Raw genomic sequence first — 23,244 nt, 5'->3', positions numbered from 1 at the left:
GCGGACAGGGGGCGCCGATCATGACATAATTCGGGACAGGGGTTTGCGGTGCCATGAAAAGCGCCGGGACGCTCCCGATAGGTGCGGAGGGGATAGGAGGTCGCGCCTGTGGAACAGCAGACAATTCTCGTCGTCGAAGATGACCCTTCCGTGCGCGGCGCGCTACGGGACTGCTTTGAGGCGGAAGGCTGGTCGGTGCGCGAGGCATCGGACGCCACTGGCATGATGCAGGAGATCGAAGCGGGCGACGTCGATCTCGTGACGCTCGATCTGGGGCTAGGCGCGGATGACGGGCTCGCACTCGCGCGTGTCCTGCGTGGGCGCAGCAATATTCCCGTCATCTTCATCACCGGGCAAGGGCAACCGCTCGACCGGGTGCGCGGTCTGGAGGCGGGGGCGGATGACTACATCGTCAAACCCTTCGCCGCGCGCGAGGTCGCGATCCGCATCCGCAGGGTGCTCGACGGCTATCGGACCCGCAACCTGCCACGCGAGCGGCTGCGCATCGATCACAGCAGTATCGACCTGCGTCACGGCGTGATCGAGCATAATGACGGTCGCCGCGAGGATCTGACCGGAACGGAGACGAAACTGCTTGAGTTGTTCCTCAGCCGCCCGGAGCAGGTGCTCTCGCGCGACGACATCAACCGGGTGCTCCACGGGCGCGACTGGTCGCCCTATGACCGCACCATCGACACCCATATTGCCCGGCTTCGGCGCAAGATCGAACCGGCGGATGATGCCAATCGGATGATCCGATCCGTGCGCGGCGTAGGCTATGTCTTCACCGGCCAGATCACGGGGGAGGTCCCTCCGGCTTGAGCGCACGCGCGACCGCCGCACTCAACGTCGAGAGAGAATAAGGCTTCGTGAGCAATTCCACCTCGCGTTCGGCTTCGGGGCGCCCGGAGAAGTGCTCGGACGTATGGCCAGAGGTCAGAAGGACGGGCAATGCGGGATCGCGGGCGCGGGCGCGATCGACAAGGTCGAAGCCCGAAAAGGTGCCGGGCAGCACGACGTCGGAAAACAGCAGCTCGACCGGCTCGCCCGCCTCGATCTGCTCCAGCGCCTCGGACGCGTTTGCGGCCTCGATCACCGCGTAGCCCAGAGCCTCCAGCCGGTCGAGAACAGCCTCGCGCACGAGCGGATCGTCCTCGACCACCAGCACCAGCTGACCATCGCCCATTCGCAGCGTGTCGTGATGGTCGGCAGGCGCGGGCGTGGGCTCCCCCTCGGTCTCGGGCAGATAGAGCGTGATCGTGGTGCCTTTGTCGGGGGCCGTGTCGATATGCAGGAATCCGCCCGCCCGCGCGACCGAACTCGCCACGCTGGTCAGACCGAGCCCGTTCCCGACCTGCGCATCCTTGGTGGTGAAAAACGGATCGAGAGCCTGCCTGCGCACGTCCGGGGTCATGCCTTGCCCGGTATCGGTCACGCTCACCGTGAGGAAGCAGCCATGCCGCGCCCCGTCGATCTCGGCGGCCTGATGCGCGTCAAACCGCGCGCAGCCGGTCTGAATGGTGATCGTACCGGTGGCCGTCATCGCGTCGCGCGCATTGATGACGAGATTGAGCAGCGCGCCGTCCAGCTCCCCGCGATCCATGTAGACTTGGCCGTGATCGGCGCCGGGCAGGAGACGCAGATGCACCTGTTCGCCCAGCACACGCTCCAGCAGCGTCCATGTCTCGGCGAGTTGCGCATCGAGGCCGAAGCGCACCGGCTTGGGCGTCCGCGCCCCAGCAAGCGCCAGAAGCCGCTGATTGAACCCCGCACCGATCTGCGTCGCGTCGATCGCGCGTTCCAGGTGGTCGCGCGCGATCTCGGCCATCTCGGCGCGCGATGCGAGCTCCAAATTGGACAGGATGACGGTCAGCAAGTTGTTGAAATCATGCGCAATAAGGCCCGCCATTCGGCCCACGGTTTCCAGCCGCTGCGCCTGTACCAACGCCTCCGATATCCGCGCGCGTTCCGTGCGATCGAGGATCGCGCCGACGACGCCCAGCGGACGGGGCGGATCGCAGGTCTCATCAAACCGGATATTGCCGCGCAACTCGATCACTTTGGGCTCGCGGCTCTCGGCAAGTTTGAACTCGATCGAGAATTTCCGACTGCCGGTGGGGTCCAGCGCCGCGCGATAGAGCGCGTCGAACTGCGCACGATCCTCCGGCGCGGCGAGGGCGAGCCATTTGTCGTAGCTGTCGGGCACCTCCTGCGTCTCCAGAAGCTGCCGGGCGGACCCGGTCGCGAGAAACGCATCACGGTCGAAATCCACCTCGAACAGGGCGATCCCGGCGGCATCCATCGCCTCGGCGATCCGTTCCGCGCGCAGGGCGGTCGGCGGCTGCGAGTCCTTCCCGGCGCTGATATCCTCGATGATGAGAATGATCCCCGCGACGCCGCCGTCGCGGTGGATCGGTGCGGTAATCCAGCGGTTCCGGATCACACGCCCATCGGGGAGCGTCGTCCGGGTCTCGTCGCATTGTACGACCTCTCCGGCGAGCGCCTTATCGCGCGCGGCGGGGTAGCCCTCTGGCAGCCAGGGCAGCAGGTCGCCGTCACCCGGTCCGCTCGCGCCGGCGAGATCGACGTCGTAGCTCTCCTGAAACGCCGCCGAGGTCGCAACCAGACGCGTCGCGGTGTCGAACACCGCGACCGGGATCGGCATCAGCGAGATCATGTCTCCCACACCATCGGCAAGCACCGCGCGCGAGGCACGCGTCTTCGGTCCGGTGTCTTCGCGATTGGAATTTACCACTGGCGCCACCTCATTTCGCGCTTGGCACCACGCCCTGATCACTCATGAAATCATACTCGGTTTCGTGTCCTGCCGTGGAGGAAAGACGAAAAATCGCACAAAACTATACCTGCCGGGCCCGCCGCTGAGAGGCAGATCCGGCCTTCCCATTGCGGTCGCTCAGACCGGCGTCGCGTGGCGGTGCTCGCCGAAACCCGCCCCTTGCAGGGAGGTCATGAACAGGTCCTGCACCTGCTTCTGGCTGTCGAACACCGCCTCCGTCATCTCCTCGGCATATTGCCCCCAGAGGCGGCGATAGAGCGCGGAATAATCGTCGATCGCGCCGGAGTAGAACTCCGACCAGGCGGAGGCAATTGCGGTGGGATCGCCGGGATTGGACAGACTGGCGAGCAGGGCGCGGTCGCAGGTGATCCGATCGGTGGTGAAGCGCAGCCATTCCTGATTGAGCTGCAACATGCGATCGGCCGCCTGAGTTTGCATCGCGACGATCGGGCCAAGCAGTGCCGGGTCCGGCCCGTCTGGCGGTAGCAGGCGTTTCACGAGGTCAGCATAGCCCGCGTTGGTGCGGGCGGTCGCGTCGGATTTGCGTGGCATAGGGGCCTCCCGGGATGTGATCTGACACATCGCGAGCTTTGCCGCGCGTGAGGTCGCGCGCATTGACCACGATCAATGCAGGTTGCGCGATGTGTGATCCACCGAGACATTCCGGGCCGGCGCATCCGCGGTCTATCGCTGCCCTCCGCGTGTGGCGAAGTCCGGTGTGCGCCCGGGCGCATGTCCCTCGCATCCGAGCTTTGAGACGGGTGCTTTTCCGCCCCTGGACCATGTCTCGCGTTGAGACAGGCGCGGTGCGGGATCGGGCTCGGCAAGGGCCGCGCCGATCCGCTCGTTCTGGTATTTGGCAAGCCGCCGCAGTCGTCCGAGATCCCTGACTTCGAGATGGTCGGGCGCAAGCAGGCGGATCGCGCCGCGCTCTTCGATCTGGTGCAGCGCGCGGCACAGGGTCTCCACCGTCATGTCCAACAGCGAGGCGAGATCGCGTCGGGTCAGCACGATGCGAATTTGCGGTGTGCTGCCGTCGAGCGCACCGGGGAGCTGTTCGATCAGCCAAAGCGCGAGCCGCTGCACGGTGCTGCGCCCGCGCATTTTCACGACGCTCAACTGCAGCTCTTCGAACTGCCGGTTCAGCGCCGAGAGACAGCCGCGGAAGATCTGCGGATGCGTTTGCAGGAAATTGTGCCATGTTTGGCGTGGCATCCAGCAGATCGCGGTATCGGTGGCGGCCTCGCTGGAAAACCCGTTCACCTCGCGGTCCGGATCCCCGATCAGGTGCCCCGCGCGCAGGATTTGCAGAACGTATTCGTCCCCGCCTTCGGTCAGAACGACGACCTTCACCAGCCCGGAGGCGACGATACCGACCCGTTCCGCCACTTCGCCCTGAGCCGCGATCTCGGCGCCCTGGTGATAGGTTTCACGATAGCTGCGATGAGCAAAATCGAGGAGCGCCTCGCTATCGAAGGCGCTACAAAGTCCTGTCTGGCGCGCGATGCAGTCCTCGCATTTCGCGTCGACTTGCGGCCGTATGGCCTGAGTGTTGAACATATTCCCCCCCTTTATGCCCCCCGATCGATGGCAGTGGTCGGGCAACACGCGTCTTTTGTGACTGCAGGAATCTTGCCGCCTCAGGGGCCATCTGTCAGGCGAGAAATTGTAGAGAAATGTAGATTCCGAAACATGAGGGGCATTTCGCGCAATAATATTGCGTATAGCGGCCCACTGACTGACCTGCGGTGCGCCATCGGCGGAGTTTTGAAGCGCGCATGAAAACGGCCCCGCCGGCCGAGCCTTGGGGACAGACGCGCGGTGGCCGGCGGGTTTCGCGAAAGGCTCTTCGAGCGGACTCGAACGGGTGAGGTAGCCCCAACCCTCCGCGAATATCCAAGTATACGCCCGCGCGGCGCGAGTGGCATTATTGGGCGTCAATCGCAGCCATGACTGCGCAGGTTGCGGCCCTTGGCGCATGTTGCGCAACAGCGCTCGGGTTTCGGTGCGCGCTCCGACCCAGTTCAGTGCCTGAAGTGTGAAAAGACGTGTTGCCCCTCCGGGCGCCCCGCGTGGATTGGCAAAACCCTGCCCAGAGAGCGCACCGAACCGGGTCTGCGCGGTTCGCATTGACGGCGGTCAATGGCGCGGCGGGCCGGATGCGGTTTAGCTGAACGGGTCTCATAGCCAAGCTCGAAGGAGTGTGCGGATGTTTCGTTGGATCACCCCAGAAAACAGCCCTGACCTTCTACCTCTGCCGCGTAAGCCACGGCAGGACAGCCGCGCGACGAAGACCATTCCCTGGCCTTTGTCGGGCGCGCGCGCTGAGGAAACGGGACCGGATCGCGCGCTGGAAGTCTCGGCGCTGAGCGACCTCGGGCTCTCGATGCAGGAGATCGCGCGCTATCTCGGTCTCGCCCTGCAGGAGGTCGCCCGGCTGCAAGAGGCGGATCTCGACCTCGGCGCAAGCCTCGACAACAACATGACCCCGGTCTATCGCACCCACGCGAAAGATATGCGCCGCGTGGGCTGAGCGGGCGGCGCGGCGATCACCCGCGGGTCATGCGCACCGCCATCTGGCAGAGGATCTCGAACATCACCGAGACGCCGAGGAAAGCGGTCGCGCCGGACGGGTCGAAGGGCGGGGAGACCTCGACCAGATCGGCGCCGACGATGTTGACCCCGTCGAGCAGGCGGATCACCTGCAGCGCCTGATAGGAATTGGGGCCGCCGACTTCGGGTGTGCCGGTGCCGGGGGCGAAGGCCGGGTCGATGAAGTCGATATCGTAGGAGAGATAGGTGGGCTTGGTGCCGACGATCTCGCGCGCTTCCGCCATCACATCCTCGACGCCGCGGGCATGGAATTCCTCGATCGGGATCACGCGCACGCCGACGCTATCGGCGAAATCGCGGTCCTCGCTGTCATAAGTCGAGCCGCGAATGCCGATCTGCACCACGCGTTTCGGGTCCAGGAGACCCTCTTCGATGGCGCGGCGGAACGGCGTGCCGTGGGTGTACATGTTGCCGCCGAAATAGCTGTGGAACAGGTCGGTATGGCTGTCGAAATGCACCATGCCGAGCGGCTCGGGCGTGCCCAACGCGCGCAGGATCGGCAACGAATTGAGGTGGTCGCCGCCCGCCGTGATCGGGCGGATGCCATGGGCGCGGACGGTCTCGAAGAACCGGGTGATCCGGGCCATCGCGTCCTGAATGTCGGCCGGGTTCGGGGCCACGTCGCCGAGATCGGCGCAGTTGACCATCTCGAAGGGGCGCACTCCGGTCGCGCCGTTCTGCGCCCGGATCATCGTCGAGAGATCGCGCAGTTGGCGTGGCCCGTGGCGCGGGCCGGGACGGTTGGTCGTGCCGGAATCCCAGGGGCTGCCGATGAACCCGACCTGCACATCCTTCAGGCGCGGGTCGTCGAGTTCGACATGCGGCAGGCGCATGAAGGTCGGCACGCCCGCGAAGCGCGGCAGATCGAAGCCGGAAACCGGGTGGAAATAGGAATCGCTGGACATGGGGTCGCTCCTGTCAGGTCATGACACTGCCACCGTTCACGCCGAAGCATTGACCGGTGATGAAATTGCTCTGCGGGCCCGCGAGATAGCAGGCCATCGCGGCGATATCCTCAGGCTGGCCGAACCGGGCGAGCGGCGTCGCCATGTCGATTGCCAGTTGTTCGGGGCTCATCGAGGCGGGGCTCGTCATGTCGGTCTCGATCGAGCCCGGCGCGATGGCGTTGACGAGGATCTTCGGCGCCAATTCACGCGCCAACGTCCGGGTCAGCGCGATGATCGCGCCTTTCGAGGCGGTATAGGCGGACATTTCCTCGCGCCCCAGAAAGCCCAGATCGCTTGCGATATTGATGATCCGGCCTTCCTCGGTACGGCGTACGAAGGCGCGCGACGCGAGGAAAGTGCCGCGCAGGTTCACCGCGATCACCCGGTCGAATTCGTCGATCTTTGTCTCGGCAATCGGGCTTTCGCGCAGGATGCCCGCGTTGTTCACGAGGATGTCGATCCGCCCGAAGCGCGCCATCACCGCGTCGAACATCCCCTCGACCTGTGCCTCGTCAGAGACATCGGCCGGCAGGGATTCCGCCTCGGTCAGCTTTTGAAGCTCGGCCAGCGTGTCATGCGCCTGCGCATCGTCGGGATGGCAGAAGGCGACTTTCGCGCCCTGTTCGGCCAGCGCCAGCGCTATGGCGCGCCCGATCCCGCGCGAGCCGCCGGTGACCAGTGCGACTTTTCCCTGAAGGCTCATGACATTACCTCGCCGCGGTCGACGTTGAGCGCCTGACCGGTGATATTCGCGCCGGCCTCGGACGCGAGAAACATGTAAGGATCGGCCATATCGGCGGGTACCATCAGCCCGTCGATCGCTTGCGCGGCCATGATCTCGGCCTCGACCTCGGCCTCGCTGCGGCCGCTCGATTCCGCCAGTTCCCGCAGCGAATTGGCCGCCGGTCCGGTTTTCACCCAGCCGGGGCAGATCGCGTTGACGCGGATGCCGCGGGGGCCCAGTTCCTGCGCCCATGTCCGGGTCAGGCCCAGAAGCGCGTGTTTGCTCGCGACATAGGCCGAGAAGCCCGGCACGGCGGTGCGCGCCCAGATCGAGGCGGTGTTCAGGATGCGCCCGCCCTCGGGGATGCGCGAGATCAGCGCGTCGGTCACGTTCTGCGTGCCGGTGATGTTGATCGCCACGATCCGCTCAAAGGTGGCGTTGCCCAACGGGTTCGCACCGTTGAGCGGGGTGGGGCGCTCGAGGCCTGCATTGTTCACCAGCACATCGACGCGTTCGATATCGGCCAGCGCTTCGGTCACCATCGCGGCGTCTGCGATATCGCAGCGGATCGCGCGGACCTTGCCGGGCAGGCTTTCGGCGGCATCATGGATAGTCTCAGTCTCGGACAGGATGATCAGATCGGCGCCCGCGCGCGCGAAGCCTTCGGCAATGCCATAGCCGATCCCGCTCGAAGCGCCGGTGACCAGAACGGTCTTGCCGGTGAAGTCGAATGTCACGCTCATTCCTTGCCGCGTCCTTCCTCTCGCATCAGCCGCATCAGATGGGCCTCCAGATCGGAGTAGCCGTCGAGTTTCACGGCCCTTTCCTTGTCGGCGATGCGGGCGCCTTGCTTGAATTCCGGCACGATCACCTCTTTCACGCGGCCCGGATGGCTCGAGAGAAAAACGATCTTGTCGGCGAGGAAGATCGCTTCCTCGAGATCGTGGGTGACGATTACCATCGTCGTGTTGGTCTTCTCGGCGACGTCGATCATCAGCTCCTGCATCAGCCAGCGGGTCTCGGCATCGAGCGCACCGAAGGGCTCGTCCATCAGCAGCACTTCCGGGTCGTTGGCCAGCGTGCGCGCGATGGCCACGCGCTGACGCATCCCGCCCGAGAGCTGCGACGGGTAGGCCTCGGCGAATTTCCCGAGCCCCACGAGGTTGATGAAGCGTTCCGCGCGTTCGCGGCGCTCGGCGGCCGGGACGCCGTTGATCTGCATCCCGAACTCGACATTCTTGCGCACCGTCAGCCAGTCGAAGGAGGTATAGGCCTGAAAGACCATGCCCCGGTCGCGGCCCGGTCCCTCGACGCGGCGGCCTCCGATGACGATCTCGCCGCCGCTCGGGGTTTCGAGCCCTGCGATCATGCGCAGGATCGTCGATTTCCCGCAGCCCGACGGGCCGAGCAGGACACAGATGGAGTTGCGTTCGACGGTGAAGCCCGCGCCCTCGACGGCGACCAGCTTGCGCCCGCCCGAAAGCTCGAATTCCTTCGAGATCTCGCGGATTTCCAATGCGGTTTCGGCACTCATGGTCACGCCTTTCTCAGATAGGGGAAGGCCCAGCGGTGCAGGGCGGAGAAAGTGAGGTCGAAGAGCAGCCCCAGCACGCCGATCACGACGATCCCCGACAGGATCTCATCGGTGTTCAGGAAGCGACGCGCGCGCATCATCATCGCGCCGATACCGGTGGTGGAGGCGACGATCTCGGCGATCACCAGATAGGTCCAGGTCATCGCCAGCATCTGACGCATCGCGGTGACGATATCGGGCAGCACGGCGGGGAAGATCACCCGGGCCACGACCTTGTGGCGCGGCGCGCCCAGCGTCAGGGCGGTCTCGACCAGTTCCTCGCGCACATTCTTGGTGTGATCCATGATCAGGGTGATCAGGAAGAAGATCACGCCGAGGAACAACAGCGCCAGTTTCGGCGCCTCGCCGGTCCCGAACCACATCAGCAGGATCGGGATGAAGGACGGCGCGGGGAGGTAGCGCCAGGCCGAGACGAAGGGTGCGAAGAAGGCCTCGATCGCGGGGAAGGACCCCATCATCACACCCAGCGGCACCGCGACCGCACTGGCAAGCGCGAAGGCGATCAGCACGCGGCTGATGGAGATCAGGACGTCGCTGCCGAACCCGCGGCTGAAGAACAGATCGAAAGTGGTCGCGAAGACCTGCTGCGGGGCAGGGACGAGAAGCGGGTTCACCAGACCGCTGGCTGAGGCGACGATCCAGATGCCGAAGAACAGCACCCAGATGGCGAGCGCGGAAAGCAGCTTCTGACGGCGGCTCACGGGCTTGCGCAGCTGGAGAAAGGGAGTGGGTCGGGCGCTCAAGGTAGATGCTCCGGCTTGGGGGAAGGGAAGCGCCGGGGATCGGCGCTTCCCGAGGGGGTTAGTGTGCGGTCAGGCTCTGGCGGTATCCGGCTTCGACCAGATCGCCCATCAGCGAGCAGTCGATGCCTTTCGACGCGTCGATCTTGTTTTCCATCAGACCGAGCTTGATCCACCAGTCATTGGTCATCGCGATCGAGTCGACCATCGAACCGTTCGCCATGCCGAGCGGGCCGTCGCCGTCGAGTACGCCGCACAGGCGGGCGGATTCGTCGAAGTCCATCATGTAGATGCCGCCCTCGAAGGACTTGCCGTTGGTCCCGATGACGTAGCCGATATCTTCCTCGGGCCACTGCAGGAACGACGCGAGCATCTTGTTGGTCTCTTCGGTGTGCTGGTTCCAGTAGGCCAGCCCTTCCCAACGCGCTTTCAGCACAGCCAGCGCCGCCTCGCGGTCATTGGCGATGAAATTCTTGTTCATATACAGAGCGTCCATGAAGATCCCGGTCTTCAGCATCTCCGGATCGGCGGTGTTCACGATGGACCGTGCGCCGGGCTTGGCCTCCAAGACCTTGGAGATCCACGGCTCGTACATGTAGGCAGCCGACAGATCGCCCGACATCATCGGACCGACGGCTTCATCGGCATTCAGGTTCACCCACTCGACCTGATCGGGGGTGATGCCCTCGGAATCGAGCCAGATCCCCATCAGCAGCTGACCGATATAGGCCTGCGGGGCCGAGACCTTTTTGCCGGGCAGGTCGGCGGGCTCGGTGTCGGGCGCAAGAATGACGTGATCGACCCCGTAGGAGGGGTTGAGCTGGGCCACGTTGACCACATCGGTGCCGCGATCCACGACCAGCGGCGTGTAATCGGCGGTGCAGCCATAGACGTCGAGCTGACCCGCGGCGAGGGCGGCATGACCGCCCAGCGGATCTTCGAAGATCGTGATGTTCAGGTCGTAATCGGGGATCAGGTTCTTTTCCTTGGCGACTTCGAGCATGGCATAGCCCGGCCAGGAGACGCAGACCCCGACATTGACGGTTTCAGCGGCGGCAGCGGAGAGGCTGCCCGCGGAGAGGGCGACCGCGGAGGCGGCGGCGAGTTTGAGAACGGAGCGCATAAGCGGACCTCGCTGTTGGTATGGATTCTTGATCTTGTACAAAAACTTTATTCGATAAAAACTTTTATGCAATAAAAAATTTGTCTTGACCAAAGATGACCAATTGCCGAAAACTGCTCGCAACCCTAGGAGGACTTAGTGAGCAACCTACGCGCCCAACAAAAACAAGACCGTCGCAACCGCATCGTCACATCGGCCAAAGAGCTTTTTCGCGAGAAGGGCTATGACAAGACGACGATCGAGGCGATCGCGGTGGCGGCCGGCGTCTCGGGCGTAACGGTCCATAACTACTACGGAACCAAGGCCGGGGTGCTGCTCGCGCTGGTGATCGAAAGCGACAAGCAACTGCTGGAACGGCTCGATTCGACGCTGCCCGGACCGGAGGCAGAGCTCGTCGAGCTGACGGTGGCCTTCGCGCACGAGATCATGGTTCACGCGATGCAGACGCTGGAGAAAGACATCTGGCGTCAGGTCATCGCGGCGGTGACGATCGAGGCGGGGACGCAGCTCTCCAAGGCCTATTTCAAGCTCGACGAACAGCTTGCCTCGGTGCTGGTGCGCCGGATCGAGGCGATGCAGCGGGACGGGCGGCTCAGCGCCGATCTGAACCCGCTCCATCTGGGCCGGGCGCTGTTCCAGCTGCAAAACGCCCGTTTCATCCAGTTCATTTCCACCGACGCCGCGCGCCGGGACGAGATCGAGACCTGGCTGCGCAACGATCTCGTGGCGCTGTTCTCGGTGACGCTCCCGGTGCCCGCCGATCCTTCCTGAGCGGAGAGTGACATGTTTCTCAACCCGATCACCTGGCCCGAGGGCAAGCGCAGCGCCGCCTGCGTGACCTTCGATATCGACGCGGATTCGCTGATCCGCACGGCGCGGCCTGAGGATGCCGAGCTGCGTCTGCAGCCGATCTCGATGGGCCGTTACGGGCCAACGGTGGCGGTGCCGCGCATCCTCGAGACCTATCGCCGTCTGGGCCTGACCCAGACCTTCTTCATGCCCGCCTGGGTGATGCAGACCTACCCGGAAACGGTCGAGGCGATCCTGAAAGCGGGGCACGAGATCGGGCATCATTCGTGGATGCATGAAGATCCGATGGAGCATTCCGACGAACGTGAGGCGGAGTTGTTCGAACGTGCGCTGGAGGTTCATGTCAAGATGACGGGCCGCAAGCCGCGCGGCTATCGCGCCCCGGTCTATTCCTTCACGCCTGCGATGCTCAACCGCTTGATCGAGCACGGGTTTCTCTATGACAGCTCGATGATGGCCGACGAGTTGCCCTATCTGGTCGAGACGCCGAAAGGCAGCCTGATCGAGGTGCCGCCGCACTGGGGCACCGATGACTGGCCGCCCTTCGCGCATTTCGGCGAGATCGACTACCTGATGCCGATCCGCGCGCCCTCCGATGGTATCCGTGCCTTCGCCGAGGAATTCGACGCGATGCACGAGGCGGGCGGGTTCTGGATGCCGGTGCTGCACCCGTTCCTGACGGGCCGTCTGGCGCGCTGGCGCGAGATGGAGCGTCTGCTGGAGCGCGCCGTGGAGGCAGGCGACGTCTGGTTCGCGCCGATGGAAGAGATCGCCAGCCATGCCAAATCCGGGGCGTCGACGCTGCGCCGGGAACGGATCGGGATGGAGGCGTAACGCCACCTGCGAAAGCGACTAACCTGAGAAAAGAAATGCACCGCGGCGCTGAAAAGCGCCGCGGTGTTTTCGTATAGGCCTGTGAGCGCTCAGAACTTCGCGCTCAGAACTTCGCGTTGAAGGAAAGCTGCAGCGCGTGGCTCTCATAGTCGCTCGAGAAGGTCCCCGAGATCCCGGCATGCAGGCTTGAGGAGAACGTCCCGGTCTGGTCGAGCGGCACGTCGATCCCGACATCCGCCGTCACCCAGTTCATGTCGAAGCCGTCGACGGGCGTTGCACTGGAGGGCAGCCCGACGAAAGCGGTCTGAACGAGCTGATCGTCGCCGCTGACCTTGTTGTACTTGATCGCACCGGACAGGGTCGGGGCCTGTGCGCTCGAAGACAGCGCATATTGGCCACGCATCCCGGCGGAGGCGACGGTCACGGTGCCGGATTGATCCCCGACGGACAGGTTCCACGCGCCCGCGCCGGTCTCGTCGAAGCCGTCCACCGAGAGGTGATACATTTCGAGCGAACCCGTCGGGCCGAAGCGAAGACGATCTTGGCCGAACATGTACTCGGCATCGATTGCGCCGAAGACCTGATGGCCATCCGTGCTCGCCCGTGCGGTCGATCCCATGACATTGCGGCTCATGTCGTAGGAGAGATCCTGATAGCCGATCATGAACTGCGCCGCGCCGCCATTACCGAAGGCCGTCCGGACGAAGCCACCGACGAAGGCGCCGGAGCCATCGATGCTGCCACGGCTCTGATCGGCATCGGAGGTGCCGTCCGAGTAGCCGCCGAAGAGGCCGACCGAGACTTGATTGTCGACGAACTTCTCGCCACCGACCATCATGTAATGCGAGTTGACGTCATAGCCGATCGCATTGGTGGTGCGGTCGTAATTGGCTTTCTGCGCCCCCGCCGAGACGAAGGCATAGGTGTCGTCGCCGATTTTCCACGAGGTCGGCCCGCCCATCGTCGAAAGCGTGACCGATCCGTTCTGCGTCTGCGCAACCGGACGACCGATCCCTTTCGTGATGTTTTGCCCGAACTCGAAGCCGACAGCGCCAAAGGCGGGCAGGAAGCTGTAGCCCGTCGTCTCGAGCATGTCGTTGCGCGCGACCGGATCCGTGATCGCCATGATGTCGCTGATCGCGGTCTGATAGGTCTCCGCATTCCCGATATCGAGATAGGGGATGTTGGCTGCCGCATCGAGGCGCCCGGCGGTTGCGAACTGGTAGCGGGTCGCGGTCTGCTCGACGATCGGCGCGAAGATCGGCGCGATGCGCATCGTGACATTGTTGCCCGCGACATCGCCGAGATCGATGATGTAGTTCAGGTTGAGGTTACGAAGATCCTCGACCACGTCCTGCGTATAGAGGCCATTGGCCTGCATCGCCGCGACGATATCGGCAGGCACGACGCCACCGCCCGTATAGCCGAGATCCGCGACCGTGACGCCCAGCGAGTCGGCCATCGCCTGCAGCTTGCTGTCCAGATAGGTCGAGCTGTCGACGCCCAGATTGCCGTATTGCCACTGGCCGGCGCTCAGGTTGTACCACGCGATGAGCTGGGCCTCGTCCGAGGCAACGGCCGTACCGGTCGCGTCCCAGAAGATCGCTTTCGGCAGCATGCTGTTGTCGATCAGCGAGTTGCCGAAATAGGTGGCCAGAACGCTGTTCGACAGGTTCGTCGCGTCGAGCGTGTTGGCGTTGTTCGCAATGGTCATCTCGGCGGAGGTGCTGTCGAAGAAGCCGATGCCTGCCTCTTCCTGACCGCCATCGCCGAAGAGCCCGTCGGGCAGGTTGAACTTCGAGATGTAATCGGGATCGAAGAGTGCCGCGGTCTGGGGGTCGCTCGGGTCGAAGGGGGTGAAGCTGTCACCCGAGCCGGTGCCGAGCTGCACCTTGAAGGCGATAATGCGGGCGCCGGTGAGGTTCGAGGTCTTGCCGTAGGTATAGTATTCCGTGATGCCGCCGCTCGATTGGGTCGAGAGCGTGATTTCCATCGGCGTCGGGCCGGTCAGCTGCGTCTTCACCCGTTTGCCCGAGCCGGGAGGGGCCGTGCAAGTGAAATCCGGCGTGTTCGCCATCAGGCAGTTGGTGATGTCCTTCGGATTGTTCGTGTTGGGAAAGTCGGCGTTGACCTCCCCCGTCACGGCCTTGAGGCCGGGCGGCTGCACGCCTTCCGCCGGATCGGAGAAGATGAGGCCATCGCCGGTCACGCTGATGACGGGTGCGTCATCAAATGTGCCCGACCAGGCCGGAGTCCCGAGGCACAGCAGCAAAGCGGCGGGCGCTACGGTGCGTTTCAAATTGGTGAGTAGTGTGTTCGACATTCTTTGTCCCCATTCCCCAAGGCAAACGCTACGACAAGAAATCGTACGTCAATCGAGCCACTCTTTACGTAATTGAACTGACAACCTGTCCGTGCGTTTGCCTCGGCGCGTTTCAGAAGTTCCCTCGCACGGACTTCAGTCACCGCGCTAAGCTTCCGCCCGGAAGCTTTCTTTGATTTGTATCAATGATTTGGTGGGGTGATCGGGGTGTTGCGGAAAAGAGACGGGGTGGATGTCGCTTTTGCTTTGCCGACTATGAATGGCCTTGAGAAGGGGCTGCGGTTTGCGGCCCGAAAACGGCCTTGAAAGCACAGGGCGGCGCGGAGAATTCCGCCCGCCCTGTGCGCGGTTTCGTGTTATTCAGCCGCCGTCTCGGTCGGCATCGCGGGCAGGTCGCTATCCGCCACGAGATGCCCGTCGCCGAGATTGCGCAGCATTAGGCGCTGCGGACCCGTGCCCAGCTTGTAGACCGGGCTCGGCACCTCGCCGGACAGGCGCGGGGTGGGTTCGCGGACCTTGTCGGGATCGGGGATCGGCACGGCCGCCATCAGGCGCTTCGTATAGGGGTGCTGCGGCGATCCGAAAATCTGCGCGCGCGTGCCCATCTCCACGATCTGGCCCATATACATCACCGCGATCCGGTCCGAGATATTCTCGACCACCGCCATGTCATGGCTGATGAACAGATACGCGATGCCGAATTCGCGTTTCAGCACCTCCAGAAGGTCCAGTACCCGCGCCTGCACCGACACATCCAGCGCCGAGACGCTTTCATCCGCGATGATCAGCTTGGGTTGCAGGGCCAGCGCACGGGCGATGCAGATCCGCTGACGCTGACCGCCCGAGAACTCGTGGGGATAGCGATCGAGCTGATCGCGGGTGAGGCCGACGCGCTCGAACAGGCCTGCGACTTTCTCGCGCTGTTCCTCGGGCGTGCCGATCCCGTGGATGACCAGCGGCTCGGCCACCAGATCGCCCACGCGCATCCGCGGATCGAGCGCCGCCATCGGGTCCTGGAACACGATCTGGACGTCGCGGCGCATCTCTTTCATCTTCGCGCCGCTCAGCCCGCCCATCGTGTGGCCCGCGACCTCGATGCGGCCCTGATGCGGCACGAGGCCCGTCAGTGCTTTTGCGATGGTGGATTTGCCGCAGCCGCTTTCGCCGACGAGCGAGAAGGTCTCGCCCTCCATGATGTCGAAGCTGACGCCCTCGACCGCGTGGACGCGATGGGTGACCTGCGACAGAATCCCGCCGCGAATGTCGAAATGCACTTTCACGTCGCGCAGCCGCGCCACGGGTTTCGCATTCGGGGACGCGCCCGCAGCGCCGCTGCCGTCGCCCATGCGCGGAACGGCAGCCAGAAGGTCCTGCGTATAGGCCTCGCGCGGGGCGGTGAAAATCTGCGAGACAGCGCCCGTCTCGACCGCCTGACCCTGTTTCATGACGATGACCCGCTCGGCCATCTCGGCCACGACGCCCATGTCATGGGTGATCAGGATAATTGCGGTGCCCATCTCGCTTTGCAGATCGCGCAGCAGGTCGAGCACCTCGCGCTGCACGGTCACATCGAGCGCGGTGGTCGGCTCGTCGGCGATCAGCACGTCGGGGCGCAGCGCCAGCGCCATCGCGATCATCACGCGCTGCCGCATGCCGCCGGACAGCTCGTGCGGATACTGCGTCATCCGACGCTCGGGTTCGGAGATGCGCACGCGGCGCAGCGCCTCGAGCGCGCGGGCGCGGGCCTCGCGTTTCGAGACGGGCTCATGCGCGCGGATCGCCTCGGAAAGTTGCAGGCCGATGCTCAGCACCGGGTTGAGCGACGTCATCGGCTCTTGGAAGATCATCGCGATGCGGTTGCCGCGCATGGCGCGCATCCGGCTTTCGGGCAGGCGCGTGAGGTCTTCGCCGTGGAAGCGGATCGCGCCGGAACTGACCCGCAGGGCAGGGGGTGGCAACAGCCCCATGATCGCCAGAGAGGTGAGCGATTTGCCCGAGCCGCTCTCGCCCGCGATGGCGATGGTCTCGCCGCGCGCGAGCGTGAAGCTGAGATCGCTGACCAGCGCCCGCTCGTGCCCCTCCGAGCGCACCGAGATCGTGAGGCCCTCGACGGACAGCACCGGCTGGGCGGGCTCCGGGGCCGTGACAGCCCCGGCTTGCGTTTGTTTCATTTCGATCATTCGAACACGTTTCTCGGGAAATAGAAGCTGACGACCCAGTTGGGCATATCGACGATCTCCGAAATGCGCAGATCGCCACAGGTCGAGACGAGCATATAGGCGTCGACCGCCGACATGCCGCGCTGTGCGCACAGCAGGTCGATCATGCCGGAGACCGCATCGCGCGCGCCCGACATCAGGTCGGGGCCGATGCCCGTCGTGACCTCGTAGCCCGCCGTGTCGAGGTGGCGCGTGACCGGCCCCGGCGTGGTGAAGCGCGGGAATTTCAGCGTCTCGTTCTTGATCAGATCGAAGCTGAGCACGCAGTTCATCGGGCTCTCGATCGCGGTGCCGCAAACCTCGCCGTCGCCTTGGGCGGCATGGGTGTCGCCCACCGAGAACAGCGCGCCATCGACCTCGACCGGCAGATAGAGCGTGGTGCCCGCCGCCAGATCGCGAATGTCGAGATTGCCGCCCACGCGGCGCGGGGGCACGATGGAATGCAGGCCTTTTTCGGCCGGGGCGACGCCAATGGTGCCGCAGAACGGCTTGAGGCCGACCTTGCCTTCGCTGCCCCAAAGCGCCTTGTCGGGCGAGGCGGCGTCGTATTTCCAGATCGTCAGCGCCGGATCTTCGAACTGATCCGCCAGCAGGCCGAAGCCCGGGATGTTCGCGGTCCAGCCCCAGGCAGAGCCTTCCTGCTCGCGCGGGGTGAAGCTGTCGATGGTGACTTTGAGCACGTCGCCGGGCTTCGCCCCTTCGACATAGATCGGGCCGGAGACCGGGTTGATCTTGCCGAAATCGAGCGTCTTGACGTCTTCCACCGTCGAGGACGGCCCGAGCTGTCCGGCCGAGCTGTCGTGGCAGTGGAATTCGATGGTCGATCCCGGGGCCACCGTCTCGGCCGGGACAAACGAGTTGTCCCAGCCGAAATGGTGCTGTGCGCCATGGATCGTATAGTCACAGGCTTTGCACATGCGCGCTTACTCCGTCACGTACACGTAGTCGTAGTTCACCGGGATCGAGACCGGGTCGACATAGAGCGCATCCGCGCCACCCATACGGCCCGACTTCATGGTGTAGCGGTTCTCGTTGAACACCGGGACCCACGGGGCGTCTTTCATGACCTTCATGTAGACGTCGGACCATTTCTGCAGGCGCTCGTCCTGCTTGGCCGGGTCGGTGATCGAGTCCGCTTCGGTGGCCATCGCGTCGAGTTCCTCGTTGCAATACCACGACCAGTTCCAGCCGCCCTCGACCGCGCCCGCGCAGCCCAGGATCGGACCGTAGAAGTTAGACGGATCGGGGAAGTCGGCGATCCACGCCATGCCGCCCGACCAGATCATCGGCGCGGTCTTCGGCGTGCCGCCCGCCTCGATGACGTTGGCCTGCGCCAGCGCCTTGATGTCGACCTTCACGCCGATCTGCGACAGGTCCTGCTGGATCGCCTGCGCGATACGCGGGTTCGGGTCGGTGTTCATCACGTAGAGCTCGGTCTCGAACCCGTCGGGATAGCCCGCATCCGCGAGCATCTGCTTGGCCTTTTCCTGATCGAAGGGATAGCCTTCGTAATCCTTGGTATAGCCCGGCATCGACGGCGGCAGCGGCTGGTTCGCGGGCGTGGCGCGACCGTTGATCATCTGCACGATGCGGTCCTTGTTGATCGCCATGTTCATCGCCTGCCGCACCTCGACCTTGTCGAAGGGCTCCATTTGGACGTTGAGCGTGATGTAGCCGGTATGCAGCTGGCCACCCACGACGACCCGCTTGGCCTCGTCGGGATTGTCCATCACCTCGTTGAACTTCGCCGGCGGGATGCCGTCGCCGGGCACGTCCACCTCACCCTGCTGCAGCCGCAGCAGCGCCACGATCGGTTCCTGACCAACCTCGAAGGTGATGCTATCGAGATAGGGCACGCCCTCGCGCCAGTAGTCGGCGTTCTTCTCGAACACGAGCTGCTGACCGATGGTCCAGTCAGACAGCTTGAACGCGCCGGTGCCCACGGGATGCTTGCCGAAATCGGTGCCGTATTCGTCCACCGCTTCCTTGGGCACGACCGAGGCGAAGTTCAGCGCCATCACGTGCAGGAAGGTCGCGTCGGGGCGCGAAAGCTCGATCTTGACGGTGTAGGGATCGACGACGGTGACGCCTTCGAGGCTGGTGGCCGAGCCGTCCGCCATCGCGTCATAGCCCTTGATCGAGCCGAAGAAGCCGGCACCCGGCGACTGGGTCGCGGGGGTGGTGACGCGGTCGAGCGAGTATTTCACGTCTTCGGCCGTCATCTCGCGACCGTTGTGGAATTTCACGCCCTTGCGCAGCTTGAAGGTGAAGGTCGTGCCGTCGTCGGAAATCTCGTAGCTCTCGGCAAGACCCGGGCGCAGCTCGGTGGTGCCGGGGACGTAATCCATCAGACCGTCGAAGACGGATTTGATCATCGACCAGTTCTGCCAGTCATAGCCGATTGCCGGGTCGAGCGTGGCCACATCGTCCTTGTAGGTCACGATGATATTGCCGCCGGGCTTGGCGTTCGGATCGGGCTGGTAGTCCTGCGCCGAGGCGAAGCTGGCAAGACCCAGCGAGAGCGACAGCGCGCTTGTGGCAAGGATGTTTTTCATCAGGCTCATTTGAGGTGTTCTCCGTCAGTTGGACTTTTCTTTTGGTTCGCTCCCCGGTTGGCCCGGGGTATCTGATTGCGATCAGCGCAGCTTGATGCGCGGATCGATGAAAGGGGTGATTAGGTCGGCGAGCAGGTTGCCCAGCACGATCGCGCAGGCGGAAACGAGCGTGACGCCCATGATGATCGGAATGTCGACGCGCTGGATCGCCTGCCAGGCGAGCTGCCCGATACCGGGCCAGCCGAAGACGCTTTCCACGACGACGATGCCGGACATGAAGATGCCGATATCGATCCCGATCATCGCGATGATCGGCAGGATGGCGTTGGGCATCGCGTGCAGTGCCAGCACCCGGAAACGCCGCAGACCCTTGGCGCGCGCGGTGCGGATATAATCCGAGCGCAGCACGTCGATCATGCTCGAGCGCATCATCCGGCTATACCAGCCCGAGCCCATGATCCCGAGCGTCAGCGCGGGCAGCACGAGGTTCGAGAAGCTGCCGTAGCCGCCGATCGGGAACCAGCTCAGCTTGACCGCGAAGACGTAAAGCAGGAGCAGGCCGACCACGAATTGAGGCGCCGAGACCGCGACGAAAGAGGTGATCATCAGCGACTGATCGAGCGCGCCGCCGCGCCGGATCGCGGCCACGATCCCCAGCGTGAGCCCCATGATCAGTTCGGCCACGATCGCGCCCAGCATCAGAAGAAGCGTCGCAGGCAGACGCGCGGCAATCAGAGTCGCGACTTCGGTTTTCTGCAGGTAGCTGCGCCCCATATCGCCTTGGACCAGCCCGGTCAGATAGTGCCAGTATTGCACGATGAAGGGCTGATCGAGGCCCAGCTGGTGGCGGATATTGGCCACCGTCTCGGGCGTGGCCGAACGGCCCGCGATCTGGCGCACCGGATCGGCCGGCAGCACGAAGAGCAGGAAGAAGGTGATGAAGGACACGCCCAGCAGGATCAGGGCGGCCTGGATCAGGCGGCGGATCAGATAGGCCAGCATCACTCACGCCCTCTCTGCGTCGGGTCGAGCACGTCGCGCAGCGCGTCGCCCACGAGGTTGAAGGACAGCGCCAGCAACAGGATCGCGGCGCCCGGGATGAAGACGAGCCACGGGGCCGCCTGGAAGTAGGTCTGGTTCTCGAAGATGATGTTGCCCCAGCTTGGCGTCGGGGGCTGAACGCCCACGCCGAGATAGCTCAGCGTCGCCTCCAGCAGCACCGTGGTCGAAATCCCCAGCGTGCCCCAGACGATGATCATCGGCACCAGATGCGGCAGGATATGGCGGAACAGGATGCGCACCGTGCCAGCGCCCAGCGTGCGCTCGGCGGCGACGAATTCGCGCTCGGCCAGCGCCGAGGTCTCGGTGAAGACCACGCGGGCCGTCTGCACCCAGTTCACCAGCGCGATCACCATCGCGACGATCCAAAGCGACGGCGTGAAGATCGCGGCGAGACAGATCGCCAGCAGCAGCGCCGGGAAGGCCATCATAAGGTCGGTGAAGCGCATCAGCACCGCGCCGATCCAGCCGCGGAAATAGCCCGCGGTGACGCCGATCAGCGTGCCGATGATCAGCGCGAGGCCATTCGCGACCACGCCGATGATCAGCGAGGTCCGCGCGCCATAGAGGATGCGCGAGAACAGGTCGCGGCCCAGCAGGTCGGTGCCGAGCCAGAACTTCTCGCCCGGCGGCATGGGCGAGCCTTCCAGCGTCAGCCCGTCGAACATCTGCTCCTGCGGCTCGAAAGGGGCGATCCACGGCGCGAAGATCGCACCGAGCGTCACGATCGCGATGATCGCAAAGCCCAGCAGCGCGAGCTTGCGGCGCATCAGGCGGCGCAAGGCGCTTTGCGGTCGGGCCGGTCCCTCAGCCAAGGTCGCGTCGGTCATCACTCTTCCTTTGTTCGTCATGGTTGGCGACGATGCGGCGCGCGGCGTCTTCGAACGTCACGCGCCAGGCCATCGCCATCTGGCGCAGCTGGTCATAGGCCTCGGCCTCGCTCTTGCCCCGCGCGGCGAGCAGCGTGACCGCCCGCACCACCGTCTGGCGCTCATCGAGCCTGCGACGCAGATCCGCGATCTCGCCCGAGAGCTGCGCCCGCGCCTCGAAGGCGAGCTGCGCGATCAGCAGCGCCGAATAGACCCCGCCATCGCCCACGGGTTTGAGAATCTGCGCATGTGCGCCGGCCTCCAGCGACCATTCGATCCGGCCGGGCGCTTCGGTGCCGATCAAGGCGATCATCGGCATCGGGCTTTCGCCGGGCTTCCACGGGAATTGCTCGTCATAGCCCTGATCGGCGTCGAAGAAGACGAAATCCCCCGACAGGGCCTCGGCGGGCAGCTCGGGCCAGCAATGCACGACCGTCAGGCCGATCGCGCGCAATTGCCGCTCGAGTGCCTGCACGGTCGCGTGGGGGCGGTGCAGGATATAGGCGCGCGCGCCGCCGAGATCGGGGATGCGGATCTTGCGCTTCATGAGACCACCTTCAGCCGGGGCGCTCCGGGCGCGATCGGATTGCGGCCGCGTGCGAGATAGGGATCGCCCGCGACGGCCTCGAACCGCTCGCGGACCGCGAAGGCGCCGTTCTCGACCTGCGCGATCAGGACGGGCAGGGCGGTGTGATGGGTCGACAGGTCGATCCCCTCCGAGCCCTGCGGCGCATCGTGCAACAGCTGCGCGAGGCTCTGCTCGGCAGCGTCTTCATGCCCCGACAGCAAAATCGCGAGGCGATAGACCGACGACCATGCGGCTGCTTCATGCGAGGAGCCGAAATTGCGCTGCGCCTGCGGCCAGCCGGTCGCGCCCCGGAAATACGGCCCGGCGGCGACCAGACCCTCGATCGCGGCGGGGTGGATCGCGGGCAGTTCGCATTCGGTCAGATTGCACGACAGGATCGGGCAGGTCTCGGGGCGGAAATGCGCGTCTTCCTGCCCGAGCTTGTGATAGGCTTCGAGGAAGGCGTATTGCGACGGGCCGATCAGGTTGTTGAGGATGAAATCGGGCCGGGTCGCGCGGATCTCATTGATCATCCGCTCGACATCCAGCGAACCGAGCGGCAGGTAACGCTCGCCCAGAACCTCGCCGCTGGCGCTGAGGATCACGTCCCGCGCAAGACGGTTCATCTCCCAGCCCCAGATGTAATTCGAGCCGGTCAGGAAGCCCCGCCGCCCGAGCCGCGCAAAGGCCCAGCCAAGCAGCGGCAGCAGATGCTGGTTCGGGCAGGCATGGGTGTAGACGACATGATCGGACGCCTCGAACCCCTCATAGGGCACCGCATACCAAAGCGTCCCGCCCGCCTTCTCCAGTGTCGGGATCACCTCCTTGCGGCTCCACGAGGTGACGCAGCCGACGACATGGCGCGCATCGCTGTCGCGCAGGATCTCTTCGCAGAGCGGGCCGTAGGCGTCGATATTGCCCTGCGGGTCGCGCTCGATCGGGGCGAAGGTGATCGGGAGATCGGGCATCGAATTGATCTCGGCAATCGCACTGAGCGCCCCGGTCCGGCAGGCTTCGGAGATCAGCGAATAGCTTCCCGAGCGGGAATACAGCAGGCCAAGTTCAATCCGTTTCTTCATTTCCACTCTTGCAGACCCTTTGAGCCAAAACGCAAAACGCCCCGCTGACTGACCGCTAACGTGCGGTGTCAAAGCGAGGCGCGAATGCCGTTCGGGTTATTCCGATGTGCATTAAGGTTTGCAGCGCGCCCGTCAGCCGACAAGCGCAAATTGCGAAACCGCGCCGGGATCAGGAGGCAGAGCGGGATTTTCGGGGTGATTTGCATAAAATTTGTGCACGAAAGCGTCATGTGAGAGCGGATTGGTCTCACGCTGCAGTGAGAATCGCGCGCCTCGGAACCTCATGGATCGTCGGTAGTGGCTGGTTCGAATTGAGGGTCACCAGCGTCCTGATGGCGACCGCAGTTTCAAATCGCTCCCCGCTCCATCGCAGAAGCTCCGCGTCGAGAC

21 protein-coding genes are annotated in these 23,244 nt (G+C 64.4%); 4 read left to right on the top strand and 17 right to left on the bottom strand.

Annotated elements, in window-relative coordinates:
- The first annotated feature begins 108 nt into the window (after positions 1 to 108).
- Positions 109 to 822, top strand: a complete 714-nt coding sequence (locus tag BMI85_RS12730) for a response regulator transcription factor (RefSeq protein ID WP_078601530.1) — start codon at positions 109 to 111, stop codon at positions 820 to 822.
- Here BMI85_RS12730 and BMI85_RS12725 read toward each other — a convergent pair.
- The 3 genes from BMI85_RS12725 to BMI85_RS21435 all read right to left on the bottom strand — a co-directional run bounded on the left by BMI85_RS12725 (position 797) and on the right by BMI85_RS21435 (position 4,357).
- Complete coding sequence (locus tag BMI85_RS12725; protein WP_078601529.1) at positions 797 to 2,755, bottom strand: ATP-binding protein; 1,959 nt, start codon at positions 2,753 to 2,755, stop codon at positions 797 to 799. The genes BMI85_RS12730 and BMI85_RS12725 overlap by 26 nt on opposite strands.
- Before the next feature lie 159 nt (positions 2,756 to 2,914).
- Positions 2,915 to 3,349 (bottom strand): hypothetical protein, encoded by a 435-nt coding sequence (locus tag BMI85_RS12720; RefSeq protein ID WP_078601528.1) that lies wholly within the window; start codon positions 3,347 to 3,349, stop codon positions 2,915 to 2,917.
- 132 nt (positions 3,350 to 3,481) lie between these two features.
- A complete protein-coding gene (locus BMI85_RS21435; RefSeq protein ID WP_168174786.1) occupies positions 3,482 to 4,357 on the bottom strand; it encodes a Crp/Fnr family transcriptional regulator in 876 nt (291 codons plus the stop codon).
- A 649-nt stretch (positions 4,358 to 5,006) separates the two neighbouring features.
- Here BMI85_RS21435 and BMI85_RS12710 point away from each other — a divergent pair.
- Entirely contained in the window at positions 5,007 to 5,330 is a 324-nt protein-coding gene (locus BMI85_RS12710) for a hypothetical protein (RefSeq protein WP_143595067.1), read from the top strand.
- A 16-nt stretch (positions 5,331 to 5,346) separates the two neighbouring features.
- Here the strand turns inward: BMI85_RS12710 and speB are convergent, their stop codons facing one another.
- From speB to BMI85_RS12680, 6 genes are all read right to left on the bottom strand, one after another.
- Positions 5,347 to 6,315, bottom strand: coding sequence for an agmatinase (gene speB, locus BMI85_RS12705; RefSeq protein WP_078601525.1), 969 nt, complete (start codon positions 6,313 to 6,315; stop codon positions 5,347 to 5,349).
- 13 nt (positions 6,316 to 6,328) lie between these two features.
- Positions 6,329 to 7,060 (bottom strand): 3-oxoacyl-ACP reductase family protein, encoded by a 732-nt coding sequence (locus BMI85_RS12700; RefSeq protein ID WP_078601524.1) that lies wholly within the window; start codon positions 7,058 to 7,060, stop codon positions 6,329 to 6,331.
- Positions 7,057 to 7,824: an SDR family oxidoreductase gene (locus BMI85_RS12695; RefSeq protein WP_210402351.1), complete on the bottom strand. Its 768-nt coding sequence runs from the start codon at positions 7,822 to 7,824 to the stop codon at positions 7,057 to 7,059. The genes BMI85_RS12700 and BMI85_RS12695 overlap by 4 nt, the downstream gene beginning before the upstream one ends.
- A complete protein-coding gene (locus tag BMI85_RS12690) occupies positions 7,821 to 8,615 on the bottom strand; it encodes an ABC transporter ATP-binding protein (RefSeq protein WP_078601523.1) in 795 nt (264 codons plus the stop codon). The genes BMI85_RS12695 and BMI85_RS12690 overlap by 4 nt, the downstream gene beginning before the upstream one ends.
- A 2-nt stretch (positions 8,616 to 8,617) precedes the next feature.
- Entirely contained in the window at positions 8,618 to 9,376 is a 759-nt protein-coding gene (locus tag BMI85_RS12685) for an ABC transporter permease (RefSeq protein ID WP_244176628.1), read from the bottom strand.
- Between the two features lie 100 nt (positions 9,377 to 9,476).
- Entirely contained in the window at positions 9,477 to 10,538 is a 1,062-nt protein-coding gene (locus BMI85_RS12680; protein ID WP_078601522.1) for an ABC transporter substrate-binding protein, read from the bottom strand.
- A 138-nt stretch (positions 10,539 to 10,676) separates the two neighbouring features.
- Between BMI85_RS12680 and BMI85_RS12675 the strand changes: the two genes are divergently transcribed.
- Positions 10,677 to 11,309: a TetR/AcrR family transcriptional regulator gene (locus BMI85_RS12675; protein WP_078523171.1), complete on the top strand. Its 633-nt coding sequence runs from the start codon at positions 10,677 to 10,679 to the stop codon at positions 11,307 to 11,309.
- 12 nt (positions 11,310 to 11,321) lie between these two features.
- Positions 11,322 to 12,182, top strand: a complete 861-nt coding sequence (locus BMI85_RS12670; protein ID WP_078601521.1) for a polysaccharide deacetylase — start codon at positions 11,322 to 11,324, stop codon at positions 12,180 to 12,182.
- 103 nt (positions 12,183 to 12,285) lie between these two features.
- On the opposite strand, the gene BMI85_RS12665 is transcribed toward BMI85_RS12670, so the two are convergent.
- The 8 genes from BMI85_RS12665 to BMI85_RS12630 form a co-directional block, all read right to left on the bottom strand.
- Positions 12,286 to 14,505, bottom strand: coding sequence for a choice-of-anchor F family protein (locus BMI85_RS12665; protein ID WP_078601520.1), 2,220 nt, complete (start codon positions 14,503 to 14,505; stop codon positions 12,286 to 12,288).
- A gap of 356 nt (positions 14,506 to 14,861) precedes the next feature.
- Complete coding sequence (locus tag BMI85_RS12660; protein WP_348638976.1) at positions 14,862 to 16,685, bottom strand: ABC transporter ATP-binding protein; 1,824 nt, start codon at positions 16,683 to 16,685, stop codon at positions 14,862 to 14,864.
- The gene (locus tag BMI85_RS12655; protein WP_078523181.1) at positions 16,682 to 17,641 is read right to left on the bottom strand and encodes an acetamidase/formamidase family protein; all 960 of its coding nucleotides are present in this window, start codon (positions 17,639 to 17,641) and stop codon (positions 16,682 to 16,684) included. The genes BMI85_RS12660 and BMI85_RS12655 overlap by 4 nt, the downstream gene beginning before the upstream one ends.
- Positions 17,642 to 17,647: 6 nt before the next feature.
- Entirely contained in the window at positions 17,648 to 19,279 is a 1,632-nt protein-coding gene (locus BMI85_RS12650) for an ABC transporter substrate-binding protein (protein ID WP_078601588.1), read from the bottom strand.
- An 81-nt stretch (positions 19,280 to 19,360) separates the two neighbouring features.
- Positions 19,361 to 20,281 (bottom strand): ABC transporter permease, encoded by a 921-nt coding sequence (locus BMI85_RS12645; protein ID WP_078523182.1) that lies wholly within the window; start codon positions 20,279 to 20,281, stop codon positions 19,361 to 19,363.
- Entirely contained in the window at positions 20,281 to 21,168 is an 888-nt protein-coding gene (locus BMI85_RS12640; RefSeq protein ID WP_078550588.1) for an ABC transporter permease, read from the bottom strand. Before BMI85_RS12640 ends, BMI85_RS12645 begins: the two co-directional genes overlap by 1 nt.
- Positions 21,146 to 21,754: an ANTAR domain-containing protein gene (locus BMI85_RS12635; RefSeq protein WP_078541264.1), complete on the bottom strand. Its 609-nt coding sequence runs from the start codon at positions 21,752 to 21,754 to the stop codon at positions 21,146 to 21,148. Before BMI85_RS12635 ends, BMI85_RS12640 begins: the two co-directional genes overlap by 23 nt.
- Complete coding sequence (locus BMI85_RS12630) at positions 21,751 to 22,854, bottom strand: transporter substrate-binding protein (protein ID WP_078523185.1); 1,104 nt, start codon at positions 22,852 to 22,854, stop codon at positions 21,751 to 21,753. Before BMI85_RS12630 ends, BMI85_RS12635 begins: the two co-directional genes overlap by 4 nt.
- Positions 22,855 to 23,244 lie beyond the last annotated feature (390 nt).

The organism is Thioclava sp. DLFJ4-1 (assembly GCF_002020145.1).
In the GTDB taxonomy this organism is placed as follows: Bacteria; Pseudomonadota; Alphaproteobacteria; order Rhodobacterales; family Rhodobacteraceae; genus Thioclava; species Thioclava sediminum.
Note: the sequence above shows the minus strand (reverse complement) of the source record. Positions and strands in the feature narration are given on the sequence as shown.

What these genes read in the sequence shown, in the direction of transcription:
- BMI85_RS12645 (WP_078523182.1), bottom strand. Translation starts at nt 20,281, where the DNA reads ATGCTGGCCTATCTGATCCGCCGCCTGATCCAGGCCGCCCTGATCCTG.
- BMI85_RS12630 (WP_078523185.1), bottom strand. Translation starts at nt 22,854, where the DNA reads ATGAAGAAACGGATTGAACTTGGCCTGCTGTATTCCCGCTCGGGAAGC.
- BMI85_RS12710 (WP_143595067.1), top strand. Translation starts at nt 5,007, where the DNA reads ATGTTTCGTTGGATCACCCCAGAAAACAGCCCTGACCTTCTACCTCTG.
- speB (WP_078601525.1), bottom strand. Translation starts at nt 6,315, where the DNA reads ATGTCCAGCGATTCCTATTTCCACCCGGTTTCCGGCTTCGATCTGCCG.
- BMI85_RS12680 (WP_078601522.1), bottom strand. Translation starts at nt 10,538, where the DNA reads ATGCGCTCCGTTCTCAAACTCGCCGCCGCCTCCGCGGTCGCCCTCTCC.
- BMI85_RS12720 (WP_078601528.1), bottom strand. Translation starts at nt 3,349, where the DNA reads ATGCCACGCAAATCCGACGCGACCGCCCGCACCAACGCGGGCTATGCT.
- BMI85_RS12660 (WP_348638976.1), bottom strand. Translation starts at nt 16,685, where the DNA reads ATGATCGAAATGAAACAAACGCAAGCCGGGGCTGTCACGGCCCCGGAG.
- BMI85_RS12700 (WP_078601524.1), bottom strand. Translation starts at nt 7,060, where the DNA reads ATGAGCCTTCAGGGAAAAGTCGCACTGGTCACCGGCGGCTCGCGCGGG.
- BMI85_RS12635 (WP_078541264.1), bottom strand. Translation starts at nt 21,754, where the DNA reads ATGAAGCGCAAGATCCGCATCCCCGATCTCGGCGGCGCGCGCGCCTAT.
- BMI85_RS12655 (WP_078523181.1), bottom strand. Translation starts at nt 17,641, where the DNA reads ATGTGCAAAGCCTGTGACTATACGATCCATGGCGCACAGCACCATTTC.
- BMI85_RS12695 (WP_210402351.1), bottom strand. Translation starts at nt 7,824, where the DNA reads ATGAGCGTGACATTCGACTTCACCGGCAAGACCGTTCTGGTCACCGGC.
- BMI85_RS12670 (WP_078601521.1), top strand. Translation starts at nt 11,322, where the DNA reads ATGTTTCTCAACCCGATCACCTGGCCCGAGGGCAAGCGCAGCGCCGCC.
- BMI85_RS12690 (WP_078601523.1), bottom strand. Translation starts at nt 8,615, where the DNA reads ATGAGTGCCGAAACCGCATTGGAAATCCGCGAGATCTCGAAGGAATTC.
- BMI85_RS12665 (WP_078601520.1), bottom strand. Translation starts at nt 14,505, where the DNA reads ATGTCGAACACACTACTCACCAATTTGAAACGCACCGTAGCGCCCGCC.
- BMI85_RS21435 (WP_168174786.1), bottom strand. Translation starts at nt 4,357, where the DNA reads ATGTTCAACACTCAGGCCATACGGCCGCAAGTCGACGCGAAATGCGAG.
- BMI85_RS12650 (WP_078601588.1), bottom strand. Translation starts at nt 19,279, where the DNA reads ATGAAAAACATCCTTGCCACAAGCGCGCTGTCGCTCTCGCTGGGTCTT.
- BMI85_RS12640 (WP_078550588.1), bottom strand. Translation starts at nt 21,168, where the DNA reads ATGACCGACGCGACCTTGGCTGAGGGACCGGCCCGACCGCAAAGCGCC.